This window comes from Stenotrophomonas sp. STEN035 (assembly GCF_056759935.1).
In genome coordinates, this window is sequence record NZ_JBRRDY010000011.1 from 56,053 (window position 1) to 68,213 (window position 12,161).

Annotated in this window: 12 protein-coding genes; 4 read left to right on the top strand and 8 right to left on the bottom strand. The window is 63.8% G+C overall.

Annotated features, from left to right (window positions below; all coding sequences use genetic code 11):
* Positions 1 to 108 precede the first annotated feature (108 nt).
* The 5 genes from ACVOLL_RS07865 to cyoA all read right to left on the bottom strand — a co-directional run bounded on the left by ACVOLL_RS07865 (position 109) and on the right by cyoA (position 4,707).
* Positions 109 to 783 (bottom strand): SCO family protein, encoded by a 675-nt coding sequence (locus ACVOLL_RS07865; RefSeq protein ID WP_481512388.1) that lies wholly within the window; start codon positions 781 to 783, stop codon positions 109 to 111.
* Positions 784 to 858: 75 nt separating this feature from the next.
* Positions 859 to 1,191, bottom strand: coding sequence for a cytochrome o ubiquinol oxidase subunit IV (cyoD, locus tag ACVOLL_RS07870; protein ID WP_057627619.1), 333 nt, complete (start codon positions 1,189 to 1,191; stop codon positions 859 to 861).
* Between the two features lie 2 nt (positions 1,192 to 1,193).
* Positions 1,194 to 1,823 carry a cytochrome o ubiquinol oxidase subunit III gene (gene cyoC / locus ACVOLL_RS07875; RefSeq protein ID WP_481512389.1) on the bottom strand — a complete coding sequence of 210 codons (630 nt, stop codon included), beginning with the start codon at positions 1,821 to 1,823 and terminating at the stop codon, positions 1,194 to 1,196.
* Positions 1,820 to 3,802, bottom strand: coding sequence for a cytochrome o ubiquinol oxidase subunit I (gene cyoB / locus ACVOLL_RS07880; RefSeq protein ID WP_481512390.1), 1,983 nt, complete (start codon positions 3,800 to 3,802; stop codon positions 1,820 to 1,822). The genes cyoC and cyoB overlap by 4 nt, the downstream gene beginning before the upstream one ends.
* 5 nt (positions 3,803 to 3,807) lie before the next feature.
* A complete protein-coding gene (cyoA, locus tag ACVOLL_RS07885) occupies positions 3,808 to 4,707 on the bottom strand; it encodes a ubiquinol oxidase subunit II (RefSeq protein ID WP_481512391.1) in 900 nt (299 codons plus the stop codon).
* A 182-nt stretch (positions 4,708 to 4,889) separates the two neighbouring features.
* Here cyoA and ACVOLL_RS07890 point away from each other — a divergent pair, with 182 nt between their 5' ends.
* The 4 genes from ACVOLL_RS07890 to ACVOLL_RS07905 all read left to right on the top strand — a co-directional run bounded on the left by ACVOLL_RS07890 (position 4,890) and on the right by ACVOLL_RS07905 (position 8,797).
* Positions 4,890 to 6,302 (top strand): aminotransferase-like domain-containing protein, encoded by a 1,413-nt coding sequence (locus ACVOLL_RS07890; RefSeq protein WP_481512392.1) that lies wholly within the window; start codon positions 4,890 to 4,892, stop codon positions 6,300 to 6,302.
* A 48-nt stretch (positions 6,303 to 6,350) separates the two neighbouring features.
* Entirely contained in the window at positions 6,351 to 6,635 is a 285-nt protein-coding gene (locus ACVOLL_RS07895) for a hypothetical protein (protein WP_481512393.1), read from the top strand.
* Between the two features lie 35 nt (positions 6,636 to 6,670).
* A complete protein-coding gene (locus ACVOLL_RS07900; RefSeq protein ID WP_481512394.1) occupies positions 6,671 to 7,237 on the top strand; it encodes a DUF6436 domain-containing protein in 567 nt (188 codons plus the stop codon).
* Positions 7,238 to 7,435: 198 nt separating this feature from the next.
* Entirely contained in the window at positions 7,436 to 8,797 is a 1,362-nt protein-coding gene (locus ACVOLL_RS07905) for an aminotransferase-like domain-containing protein (protein WP_481512395.1), read from the top strand.
* A gap of 534 nt (positions 8,798 to 9,331) precedes the next feature.
* On the opposite strand, the gene ACVOLL_RS07910 is transcribed toward ACVOLL_RS07905, so the two are convergent.
* From ACVOLL_RS07910 to ACVOLL_RS07920, 3 genes are all read right to left on the bottom strand, one after another.
* Complete coding sequence (locus ACVOLL_RS07910) at positions 9,332 to 9,748, bottom strand: H-NS histone family protein (protein WP_481509160.1); 417 nt, start codon at positions 9,746 to 9,748, stop codon at positions 9,332 to 9,334.
* 307 nt (positions 9,749 to 10,055) lie between these two features.
* Complete coding sequence (locus ACVOLL_RS07915) at positions 10,056 to 10,796, bottom strand: GntR family transcriptional regulator (RefSeq protein WP_481512396.1); 741 nt, start codon at positions 10,794 to 10,796, stop codon at positions 10,056 to 10,058.
* 16 nt (positions 10,797 to 10,812) lie between these two features.
* A complete protein-coding gene (locus tag ACVOLL_RS07920) occupies positions 10,813 to 12,057 on the bottom strand; it encodes an acetyl-CoA hydrolase/transferase family protein (protein WP_481512397.1) in 1,245 nt (414 codons plus the stop codon).
* Positions 12,058 to 12,161: the final 104 nt, after the last annotated feature.

Genomic DNA, 12,161 nt, shown 5'->3' on the forward strand with positions numbered 1-12,161 from the left:
TGCTGAGTTTGGTTGAGGTGCTGGAGGTGAGGCATTGCTGCCTTCGATCTGCCCTCACCCCAACCCCTCTCCCGGAGGGAGAGGGGCTTTGGTCATGCGGGGTTGGGGCTATCCGGTTGTCTGACAGGTTGTCGCGTGCGGCCTTGTTGGCTCCAGCGTTAGTCGCTGTACATCCGAGAACAACTGCTCCACCGGCATGCCGTAGGGCGCGAACAAACGCAGCCGTCCTTCGCGGTCGAAGACATAGCCGCCTGCGGTATGGCTCATCGAGTAGGCGCCGGTGTGTTTGCCTTCTTCGCGGTCATAGAACGCCTTGAACGATGCTGCCATCGCTGCCAGCTGCTGATCGTCACCCACCAGCGCGGTCGCAGTCGGGTCAAACGCTTTCACATAAGTCTCGGCAACAGCAGGCGTGTCGCGGGCCGGGTCCACGGTGACGAAGATCACCTGCAGTTTGTCGGCGTCCGAGCCCATCAGGTGCTTTACGCGGTTCAACTCCACCATGGTGGTGGGACAGACGTCGGGGCAGCTGGTGAAGCCGAAGAACAGGTAGGTCACTTTGCCGTTGAGGTCGGCCGGGCTGCGGCTTACGCCTGTGCTGTCGGGCATTGTCCATTGCTGGCCGAGCGCTTCGCAGGCGATGTCCTTGCCGTAGAAATCCACCTTGGGCTTTGCGGCGCAGGCGACCAGCAGCAAGGTGGCGGCGCTTATCGCGATGGTGGACAGGTGCAGTTTGCGGGCCAGTGCGGCGAGGCCGGTGGCGGGGGTGTTGGTGCGGGACATGGCTATGGTCGATGAAGGACGGACAGCCGAACTGCACGCGACGGGCCGGCAGTGTGTGCCGGCCCGTGGCGTGCGTCAGTTGACCATCATGTGGAAGTGCATGCTCCAGATGATCCAGATGGAGAGCGCTACCACGATGAAAAGAATGACCAGGGTGAAAACAAAACTGGCCAGGTTCCAGCCGCCCTCCGAGGAGCGGTTCATGTGCAGGAAGTACACCAGCTGCACGATGATCTGCACGACGGCAAAGCCGACCAGCAGGGCCATCGTCAGTGGCCGCGACAGCGTCGGGTTCATCACCAGCATGAAGGGGATGACGGTGAGCACGGCGCAGATCACGAAGCCGATCAGGTAGGACTTGGTGGAGCCATGTCCGCTGCCGGCGCGGGAGGTGTCGTTGTCGGACATGTTCAGAACACTCCAATCAGATAGACAAAGGTGAAGACGCAGATCCAGACCAGGTCCAGGAAGTGCCAGAACAGGCTCAGGCAGGAGATGCGGGTGACGTTGGTCGGGGTGAGCCCGCGACGCTTCACCTGGTGCATCACCACCGCCATCCAGATCAGGCCGCTGGCCACGTGCAGGCCGTGCGTGCCAACCAGTGCGAAGAACGCGGACAGGTAGGCGCTGGTGGTGGGGCCGGCGCCAATGTGGATGAGGTGGTTGAACTCATACACTTCCATGCCGATGAAGCCGGCACCGAGTGCGAAGGTCACGCCCAGCCAGGTCAGCCCCGCGCGCTTGTCCTGGCGGTGCATCGCCAGCACGGCCTGGCCGTAGGTGATGCTGGAGACCAGCAGCAGGAAGGTCTCCACCAGCACGAACGGCAGCGAGAACAGCTCGGCACCGGTCGGGCCGCCCGCATACGCGTTGCTGAGCACCGCGTAGGAGGCGAACAGCGAACCGAACAGCACCAGGTCGGACATGAGGTAAACCCACATGCCGAAGACCTTCATGCTGCCCTGGTCGTGGCCATGGTCGTCATGGCTGTGCTCGGCCGCCTGTGCGTTGTCTACGGCGACATTGGACATGATGTTCATGCAATCACCCTGTGCTGCTTGAGCTTGTTCTGGTGTTGGTTCTCGATGGCGGCCACTTCCTCGGCGCTGACGTAGTAATCCACGTCCTCGTCGTAGGAGCGCACGATCAAGGTAACGATCATCGCCACGAAGCTCGCACCGGCCAGCCACCAGATGTGCCAGATCAAGGCGAAGCACAGCGCCAGGATCCAGATGTTGAGGATCAGCGGCACGCCGGTGTTACGCGGCATGTGGATCGGCGCGTAGTGCTTGGGCGGCTTGGGCAGGCCTTGCTTCTTGGCTTCGTGGAAGGCGTCCAGCGTGTCGGCCTTGGGCACCACGGCGAAGTTGTAGAACGGCGGCGGCGAAGGCGTCTGCCATTCAAGCGTGCGCGCATTCCACGGGTCGCCGGTGATGTCCTGGTTCTGCTTGCGGTCGCGGATGCTGACGTAGATCTGCACCAGCATCAGCACGATGCCTGCGAGCACGAACAGTGCGCCGACGAAGGCGGCAATCAGGTAGGGCGTCCACGCCGGGTTGTCATACTGGTTCATGCGCCGGGTCATGCCCATGAAGCCGAGCATGTACAGCGGCATGAAGGCCAGGTAGAAACCGATGATCCAGCAGGCGAACGACCACTTGCCCAGGCGCTCGTTGAGGGTGAAGCCGAACACCTTGGGGAACCAGTAGACGAAGCCGGCCAGGTAGCCGAACAGCGCGCCACCGATGATGGTGTTATGGAAGTGGGCCACCAGGAACAGGCTGTTGTGCAGCAGGAAGTCCGCGCCCGGGATGGCCAGCAGCACGCCGGTCATGCCGCCGATGGTGAAGGTGACCAGGAAGGCGATGGTCCACAGCATCGGCACGCTGAACTCGACGCGGCCGCCGTACATGGTGAACAACCAGGTGAAGATTTTCACGCCGGTCGGAATCGCGATGATCATCGTCATGATGCCGAAGAAGGCATTGACGCTGGCACCGGAGCCCATGGTGAAGAAGTGGTGCAGCCACACCACGAACGACAGGATGCCGATCGCCAGCGTTGCACCCACCATCGACTTGTAGCCGAACAGTTTCTTGCGCGAGAACGTGGCGGTGATCTCGGAAAAGATGCCGAACGCCGGCAATACCAGGATGTACACCTCCGGGTGGCCCCAGGCCCACACCAGGTTGACGTACATCATCGGGTTGCCACCCAGGTCATTGGTGTAGAAGTTGAAGTCCAGGTAGCGGTCCAGGGTGAGCGCGCCGAGGGCGACGGTCAGGATCGGGAACGCGGCGATGATGATCACGCTGGTGACCAGCACGGTCCAGGTGAACACCGGCATCTTCATCAAGGTCATGCCCGGCGCACGCATGCGCAGGATGGTGATGAAGAGGTTGACGCCGGTCAGCAGGGTGCCGATACCGGAGGCCTGCAACGCCCAGATGTAGTAATCAACACCGACGCCTGGACTGAACTCGATGCCGGACAACGGCGGATACGCCACCCAGCCGGTCATCGCAAATTCGCCAAGGCCCAGCGAGATCATCATCAGCGCAGCGCCGACTACGAAAATCCAGAAGCTGAAAGCATTGAGGAAGGGGAAGGCCATGTCGCGCGCGCCGATCTGCAGCGGCACCACGATGTTCATCAGGCCCACCACGAACGGTGTGGCCACGAAGAAGATCATGATCACGCCATGCGCGGTGAAAATCTGGTCGTAGTGTTCCGGTGGCAGGAAGCCATCGCTGCCCGGGCCGGCCGCAGCCAGCTGTGCGCGCATCATCAGTGCATCGGCAAAGCCGCGCACCAGCATCACCAGCGCCACCACGATGTACATGATGCCGATCTTCTTGTGGTCAACCGTGGTGAACCAGTCGCGCCACAGCACGCCCCACAGCTTGAAATAGGTCACCGCGCCGAGCAGCGCAACGCCGCCCAGCACCATGCCCAACAATGTCACCACGACGATCGGGTCGTGCAACGGCACGGCGTCCCACGTCAACTTACCGAACATGCTCATTACTCCTGGGAGGCCTTGGGTTCTGCGTTGTGGCCGGGCGTGGCCGCGGTGTTCTCACCCACACCGATGAACTGGTCGATGACCTTCTTGAACAGCAGCGGCTCGACGCTGGCGAAGTGGCGCACCGGTTCCTTGCGGGTGGGTGCGGCCAGACGCTTGAATTCGTCGAAGCTCAGTTGATCCGGCGACTGCCGCACCTGCGCAACCCAGTCATCAAACTGCGGCTGGCTCATCGCGGTGGCGACGAACTTCATGTTGGAGAAGCCATGGCCGCTGTAATTGCCCGACATGCCGTCGAACTTGCCCTGCTCGTTCGCCACCAGGTGCAGCTGCGTGCGCATGCCGGCCATCGCATAGATCTGCCCGCCCAGCTGTGGGATGAAGAAGGTATTCATCGTCGAGTTGGAGGTGATGTCGAAGGCCAGCTGCTGCCTGGCCGGGAAGTTGAGCTGGTTGACCGTGGCGATGCCCAGGTCCGGGTAGACGAATACCCACTTCCAGTCGGTGGCGATCACTTCCACGTGCAGCGGCTCGCCGGGGATATCCAGCGGCTTGTAAGGGTCAAGCTCGTGGGTGGATTTCCACACGATCACCGCAAGCACGGCAACGATGATCAGGGGCACGCCCCAGACCACGATTTCCACCTTGGTGGAGTGCGCCCAATCGGGCATGTACTTGGCCTTGGTATTGCCGGAGCGGTAGCGCCAGGCAAAGACGAAGGTCAGCACAATGGCCGGTATCACCACGATCAGCATCAGCGCGATGCAGATGATGATCAGGTCGCGCTGGGCAATGCCCACGTCGCCCTTGGAGTCCAGTAGTACCCAGTTGCAGCCAGACAGGCCCACGCATGCCAAAGCGGCCAGCGCTGGGCGGATGCGTTTCCAGCAGATATTCATTGAAGGTCGACCCTGTTGAAGGAGCTCTTGAGCGGGGACCGCCGATGCCCGGCGCATGGGCCGGGAGCGGCTACACTGTCCGTACGGCGGTGCCTACAAAAGGATTGCCGATCCAGTCAAGTCCATACAAGATACATCATTGTATGGGTTGGTGCACGTACAAAGCAGGGAAGGTTCACCCGATGCAGCAGCCAACCGCAGGCCGACGCCTGAAAAAGCCCAACCGGACCTGGGTCCGTCCCTTCGCCGAGGGCGCCGGTCCGCTCTACCTGCAGATCGCCCAGCAGGTACGCGATGCCGTGGACGATGGCGTGCTGCAGCCCGGCGATCGCCTGCCGCCGCAGCGCGACCTGGCCCAGCTGATGGGCGTGGACCTGACCACGGTCACCCGCGCCTACGCCGAGCTGCGCCAGTCCGACCTGCTCGATGCGCAGGGCGCCGGCGGCACCTTCATCGCCATGTCGGCCGGCAACAGCACCACCTCGGTGGACCTGAGCATGAACATCCCGCCGTTGCTGGGCAGCAGCCCGTTCGCGCAGAGCATGGAGCGCGGCTTCCAGCAGCTCAGCCAGCAGCTGGGGCAGGGCGAGTTGATGAGTTACCACGTCGGCGCCGGCTCCCGCGATGACCGCGCCGCCGCCGTGCAGTGGCTGGCGCCGATCCTCGGCAGCGTCTCCGCCGAGCGGGTGGTGATCTGCCCCGGCGCGCAGGCCGCGCTATGCGCCATCGTGCTGGCCAAGACCCAGCCGGGTGACCTGATCGCCGCCGAACAGCTGACCTATCCGGGCCTGCTGGCCGCCGCACGCGTGCTGCAGCGGGGCATCGTCTCCATCGCCATGGACGCCGAAGGCATGCTGCCTGACGCGCTGGAAGCCGCCTGCCAGCAGCGCAAACTCAGCCTGATCTACCTGATCCCGACCATCCAGAACCCGACCACCGCGACCATGTCGCAGGCCCGTCGCGCCGCCATCCTGGCGATTGCGCGCCGCCATGGCGTGGCGGTGGTCGAGGACGATCCGTACTGGTTGCTGGCCGCCGACGCGGCGCCGCCGCTGGCGGTGGATAGCCACCCGGACGCCCCGGTCTATTACGTGTCCACCCTGTCCAAGTGCCTCGCGCCGGGCCTGCGCACCGCCTATCTGGTGGTGCCGCCGGGCGAGCCGATGGAGCCGCTGCTGGACGCCCTGCGCTCCATCGCGCTGATGCCGACCCAGTCGATGGTGGCGGTGGCCTCGCATTGGATCCGCAGCGGCCAGGCCGATGAGATGGTGCGCCGCTTCCAGCAGGAGCTGCGCCAGCGCCAGCAGATCGCCGCGCGCATCCTGCCCAAGCCCTATCAGGCGCACCCGTCCGGCCTGCATGTGTGGTTGCCGCTGCCGCCAAGGCTGGACCAGTACCGGTTGATCCAGGCCGCGCAGGCGCAGGGCCTGGGCATCGCCAGCTCGGAGGCCTTCAGCATCGAGGAGCAGGCCGGCAATGCCATCCGCCTGTCCCTGGGCGGGGCGGTGGACCAGCACAGCCTGGCGGTGGCTTTGACCAAGCTGACCGAGGTCATCTCGGCTGCGCCTGAGACGCGGACGCAGGCGATCGTTTAACCGGCCTCCGGTCATATCCATACAAAAGTGATACATTGCATATCTTGTATGGATATGCGGGTAGCTGCTGTGCGTCGGGACAAGCTGAAGTTTCATCTGGTGATGCTGGGCTGCGCCGGCTTCGTGGTGCTGGCGCTGGCGTCGCTGGTCTATGTCTGCTCGCGGCCGCAGACCGCCGATGTGCAGGCCAGTGAGCGCGCGGCCATCGACCAGTGCCTGCAACGCAGCCGCGCACCGGAGCGCACCGAGATCTACCGACGCGCCCAGGCCGATTCCTGCGCCGAGATGCTGGAACAGTACGAGCACAAGTTCGGCGCGGACGCCGCCTCGTGAGCCCGCCCAACGGCGCATCGCCGCGCAGGCGCGGGATGCGGCTGTGGATTGCAGCCGGCTGTGTGCTGATGGCCGGTATCGCGATAGCGTTGTGGCAGTACTTCGGCCTCAGCGAGCAGGCTACGTTCGCCGAGCAGGCCATCGTCTTCGACGACACCCAACTCAAGCTGCCGCCGGAACTGGCCGGCGCCAACGGGCGCATCCGCGTCGTGCATTTCTGGGACCCGGCCTGCAAGGTCTGCAACCGCGAAACCGGCGCGCATCTGAGCTACCTGATCAGCATGTACCGCCGCGCCAACATTGATTTCTATGCGGTGCGCCGCCCGGGCACGACAGGTGAGCTGCCCGAGTATCTGCGTGGTCGTCTGACGGAACTGCCGACGATTGAAGGCGCCGAACATATCCCGGCCAGCCCTGCGGTTGCGATCTGGGACAGGGCAGGGCATCTGGCCTACGCAGGCCCCTACAGCATCGGCATGGTCTGCAATTCGGCCAATAGTTTTGTCGAGCCCATCCTCGACAAGCTGGTCGATGGACAGACGGTGCGCCCGCGTGGACTGCTGGCGGTGGGCTGTTACTGCGCTTGGCAAGGCAAACCTTGATCCGCTGCTGATGAGTCTGCATGCGCGCCAGCATGCGTGGACGTTTTGTCCGCGCAAAAAAAACAGCGGGCACCCGCTCCAACCGACCGATGGTTGTGAGCAGGCACCCGCCGCTGATGTAAACAATACGTGGCTACATCGTCCATACATGGTGCGACAGGATGTCGCAGTTTTTGCCGTTAAACATGGGGTTTGGCGATGAACTGGATGGACAGCGCGCTGCGCAGTAATGGCCCGATCTACCTGCGCATCGTCAACAGCATCGAGCGCAGCATGAACACCGGCGAGCTGGTGCCCGGCCATCGCCTGCCATCGCAGCGCGCATTGGCCAAGCAGCTCGGCATCGACCTGACTACTGTTACGCGCGCCTTCGATGAAGCACGCAGACGCGGACTGATCGAAGCGCGCGGACCGCAGGGCAGCTTCATCGCACCGCCGAAAGCAGCCTTCGGCCAACCGGTGGACCTGAGCATGAACGTGCCGCCGGTGCCGGATGCCTTGGCTTTGAACGATGCCTTGCGCCGCGGTGCAGCCGCCGTGCTTGCACGCAGCAATGCGCCCAACCTGATGACGTATCACCTCGCCGGTGGCAGCCCGACCGACCGGCATGCGGCGATCAGCTGGCTGCAGCCGATGCTGGGCGATATTGCCGATGCAGGTCTGGTGGTTGCCGAAGGTGCACAGTCGGCGCTGGCCTCGATCCTGATCAGCCAGACCCAGGAAGGCGAGGTGATTCTTTGCGATCACCTTGTGTATCCGGGGCTTCTGCAGGCGGCACGATCATTGGGACGACGCTTGCTGCCGGTCGATGGCGATGCGGAAGGGATGTGCCCGGACGCGCTTGAGCGTGCCTCGCGGCAGAGTGGGGCACGCGTGGTTTACCTCAATCCCACCTGCAATAACCCGACGGCGCTGACAATTCCGTCGCCGCGTCGGGTTGAGTTGGCGCGTGTGCTGCAGCGATTGGATCTGCTGGCGATCGAGGACGATCCGTATTGGCATCATGCTGTTGAAAAGCCAGCGCCGATTGCGGCGTTGGCACCGGCGCATGTGTATTACGTATCAACCTTGTCGAAGGCGATCAGCCCCGGTTTGCGCACGGCATTCGTGCGATGTCCTTCGGAGCAGCATGCCGAAGCGCTGGCGACGGCGTTGCGCTCGATCTGTCTGATGGGCCACCCGCTGGTGATGGCGCTGGTGAGCCAACTGCTGCTGGATGGTTCGGCGACTGCATTGTTGAATCAGGTGTTGGCAGAAGCACGCGAGCGCACCGCGCTGGCTGCACATCTACTGGTGCCTGCATTGAAAGTGCAGACGGCTGGATTGCACGCCTGGTGCAGCGTGCCCGAACCTTGGACCGATGCAGGGTTTGTGCGCGCCGCTCAACTGCAGGGTTTGGCTATATCGCCTTCTTCGGCCTTCAGGCCGGACGGCGCACAACGCAGCCGCGGCTTCAGGCTGTCATTGGGGCAGGCAGGCAATAGACGCCAACTGCAAAGCGCCTTGCGCCGAATCAACCAGCTGGTCGACGCCCCCAGCGCGTTTGCAGGAGCGGCGTGAACCTGTAGTGCCGAGCCATGCTCGGCAGGGGCCTTACAGGCAATGCTGCAACTGTAGTGCCGAGCCACGCTCGGCAGAGGCATTGCCAGGGAAAGGCTGCCCTCACCCCAACCCCTCTCCCGCTCGCGGGAGAGGGGCAAAGGCGTAGTGCCGAGCCATGCTCGGCAGGGGCCTTACAAGCAATGCCGTAGGAGCGGCGTAAGCCGCGAAACAACCGATGCATCAACCGCAAATCAACAGCGCACTGCACCCCTCCCCAGCCCTCCCCTTGCCCGCGGCAAAGGGAGGGGGCAAGAGCCGTGCATCGCCAGCCATTTGCAGGAGAGGCGTAAGCCTGTAGTGCCGAGCCATGCTCGGCAGGAGCGTTACAAGCATTGCCGCAGAAGCGGCGCTGCGGTTGTAGGAGCGGCGTAAGCCGCGAAGCAGATAAACCAGCAGCCGCTGCGTCGCTCGCAACCCTACAGTTCAATCTCCACCAGCTTCGCGGCTGACGGCGCTCCTACAAGAGCGACATCAATCGCTGGTCCGCTGCTTTCAGCCCGCCTTGAACACCTTGCGCTTGCCGGTGAGCACCTTTTCCGAGGGGGTGAGTTTGGCCACGCCGGGGATCAGGAAATCAGTGGCGGTCTGACCGAAACGGATCTTGGAGGCCAGCCAGAGCGGCATCTTGCCGCGCCCGGTCCAGGTGTTCCAACGGTTTTCCGGGTCGCGGTACTTCGGTTTTACCTTCGGCCCCTTGCGCCGGGCAGGCTTGCTCTTGGCTGCGACGGCATCTGCGCCGGGGCCAAACAGTTCCTCGATCGTATAGCCGGTCTGCTTGGCCAATGCGGTGAGTTTGCGCCTGACCTTTTCCGCAGGTTGACGTTGGGTGAGCGCTTTGTGCCTGTCCTGTGCGGCGCGGATGAGAGTGTTGAGCTCTCGAAGATCAAGGGGGGTAAGGTCGATACTCATGGCGTAAGCGTCAGTTCTTGGCTGCGGGGTGTCAAGCCGCCGCTGTGAATTGCGGGCATTGGCAGCTCAGTAGGCGAGGCTTGGACCGCTGCCGAAGGGGACTGCTTTGCTCGGCCGGTGTAGCCCGGGTAAGCGCAGCGCACCCGGGGAATCGGTGTCGGTGATGTTGCCGCCTGCTGCCTGCCGCCAAATGCCCCGGGTGCGCTGCGCTTACCTGGGCTGCCTCTTTGGCGGCCTCGCATATAAGAAACCCGATGACAGGGATCTGACATCGGGTCTCGGGTGGCGCAAACGTGGTTGGCTTCGATCAGCGGTGATTGCGCGAAAGCACCATCGAGTACGCAAACCGGCCCGGCGGATGCAGGCTGGTCGCGACCAGCAGCAGACGACCGTTGGCATCACGGTAACGGCGCTGCACGCGCATTGCCGGCTCGCTCTTCTTGATGTCCAGCAGTTTGGCATCGGCCGCTTCGAACGAGGCCGCGTCGAATACCTGCTCCACCCGCGACAGCTTGGTCGGGTCGAGGAACTTGGCCAGCGCACGCGCGGCGCCGGCCACTTCCAGCAGCTTCTCGGTCGGCACACCGGTGCGCACCGGGATCAGCATCTCGGTGACGGCGATCGGTTCGCGGCTCTGTTCTTCCAGGCGCAGGCAGTGCAGGCGCAGGTATTCCTTGCCTTCGTGGATATCCAGGCGCTGTGCCATCAGCGGGTCGGCCAGCCTGCGCTCGGCCTCCAGCACCTGCAGGCGGGTGCTGTTGCCGTATTGCATCAGCAGGTCGACAGTGTCGATCTCGTGTTCGTAACGCATTGCCGAGTTCTGTGCGATCACCCGTGTGCCAGCGCCGGGCCGGCGCTGCACCAGGCCGGCGCTGATCAACTGCGCCAAGGCCGCGCGTGCGGTGTGGCGGCTGACGCTGAAGCGTTCGCACAGCTCCAGCTCGGTGGGTAGCAAGGTACCAACGGCGTACTCGCCCTTTTCGATTGCCGCCTGCAATAAGTCGCCCAGTTCGGCATAGCGGGGCTTGCTGCGTCGCGTACCAGTCATATGTACAGATCCTTGTTCAAAGTCTGAGCGAGAGTTCCTGCCAGCTGCGCTGCAGGGGTTCACGGTGTTCGGGTGCGGCGATGGCGATCAGGGCCTGGGCCCGTGCATGGACGTCGAGATGGCGTAGATCGGCTACGCCATGTTCGCTGACGATGCAGTCGGCATCTACGCGGGTGAGGCTTACGGGACCGGCGGCTAGCATCGGCACGATCCTGCTTTCGCCCTTGGGGGTACTGGCAGGGAGTGCAATGATGCCGCGACCAGCGGTCGATTGGCGAGCGCCTTGCAGGAAATCAGGCAGGCCGCCGACACCACTCAGTTGGCGTCCAGACAGGAACTCGCCGTTCACCTGGCCCAGCAGGTCCACCGACAACGCGCTGTTGATGGCGGTCAGGCGCGGGATACCGCCCAGTACGTTGTGGTCGTGGGTGTGGCCAACTTCGCGGAAGCTGATGCTGCGCGGGGCGATGTCGTACAGCGCCTGTGTACCCAGCGCGACGCCGGCCACCACAGCATCCGGTGCTGCCGACAGCGCGCCGGATTCGAGCAGGCCAAGCAGGCCATCGGAAACCATGCCGCTGTGGATGCGCAGATTGCGCCGCTCGCGCACCGCGCGCAGCACCGCCGATTGCAGGCGGCCCAGGCCAAGCTGCAGTGTCGCGCCATCCTCCACCAGGGTAGCGACCTGTGCCGCAACCGAATCCATTGCGGCATCGGCAGGCGGATCGGGAATAGCCAGCAGCGGCGCATCCTGCTCGATGGCGGCGGTGATACGCGACAAGGGAATGGATGGCCCGCGCGTGCGCGGCATGCGCGGGTTGATATGCGCCAGGATGCGGGTCGCGCGCGGCCAGGCTGCCGGAGTGAAGTCACAGGCAATGCCCAGCGAGCAGTTGCCGTCCTCGTCCGGCGGTGCCACCTGCACCAGCACGGTGTCGAACGCCACGCTCTCGCGCAGCCAGCGCCAGGTGGCGGTATAGGTCATCGGCAGGTAGTCGACGCGGCCATCCAGCCACGAACTGCGCAGATCGCCGCTCAGGAAGATCGTGCGCTGGCGGGCCTGCGGGTGCAGTCCGGCAAAATCGAAGGTGTTGACGGTGGGGATGTGCACGCCGGTGAAGCGCAGCCCGCCGCAGCGCTCGGCGCCGCTGCGCAGCCAGTGTTCGAACAGCAGTGAATGGCCGGCACAGCCGGGCGCGTAGACCTCGGGTCCCTGCGCGAGGTAATCGAAGAAAGTGTCGGCATCCAGAATTCGGGGCATGGGGCTGATTGCGGCGTTCGGGAGACGGATCATATGATATGTCCGGACAAACTCGGTTATGCTCTTTTTACGCGTTTGCCGTTCCCACCACCCGAACCCGCTGT

Excerpts from the sequence above, each read along its gene's own strand:
- ACVOLL_RS07865 (WP_481512388.1), bottom strand. The coding sequence starts at position 783 with ATGTCCCGCACCAACACCCCCGCCACCGGCCTCGCCGCACTGGCCCGC.
- cyoD (WP_057627619.1), bottom strand. The coding sequence starts at position 1,191 with ATGTCCGACAACGACACCTCCCGCGCCGGCAGCGGACATGGCTCCACC.
- cyoC (WP_481512389.1), bottom strand. The coding sequence starts at position 1,823 with ATGAACATCATGTCCAATGTCGCCGTAGACAACGCACAGGCGGCCGAG.
- cyoB (WP_481512390.1), bottom strand. The coding sequence starts at position 3,802 with ATGTTCGGTAAGTTGACGTGGGACGCCGTGCCGTTGCACGACCCGATC.
- cyoA (WP_481512391.1), bottom strand. The coding sequence starts at position 4,707 with ATGAATATCTGCTGGAAACGCATCCGCCCAGCGCTGGCCGCTTTGGCA.
- ACVOLL_RS07890 (WP_481512392.1), top strand. The coding sequence starts at position 4,890 with ATGCAGCAGCCAACCGCAGGCCGACGCCTGAAAAAGCCCAACCGGACC.
- ACVOLL_RS07895 (WP_481512393.1), top strand. The coding sequence starts at position 6,351 with ATGGATATGCGGGTAGCTGCTGTGCGTCGGGACAAGCTGAAGTTTCAT.
- ACVOLL_RS07900 (WP_481512394.1), top strand. The coding sequence starts at position 6,671 with ATGCGGCTGTGGATTGCAGCCGGCTGTGTGCTGATGGCCGGTATCGCG.
- ACVOLL_RS07905 (WP_481512395.1), top strand. The coding sequence starts at position 7,436 with ATGAACTGGATGGACAGCGCGCTGCGCAGTAATGGCCCGATCTACCTG.
- ACVOLL_RS07910 (WP_481509160.1), bottom strand. The coding sequence starts at position 9,748 with ATGAGTATCGACCTTACCCCCCTTGATCTTCGAGAGCTCAACACTCTC.
- ACVOLL_RS07915 (WP_481512396.1), bottom strand. The coding sequence starts at position 10,796 with ATGACTGGTACGCGACGCAGCAAGCCCCGCTATGCCGAACTGGGCGAC.
- ACVOLL_RS07920 (WP_481512397.1), bottom strand. The coding sequence starts at position 12,057 with ATGCCCCGAATTCTGGATGCCGACACTTTCTTCGATTACCTCGCGCAG.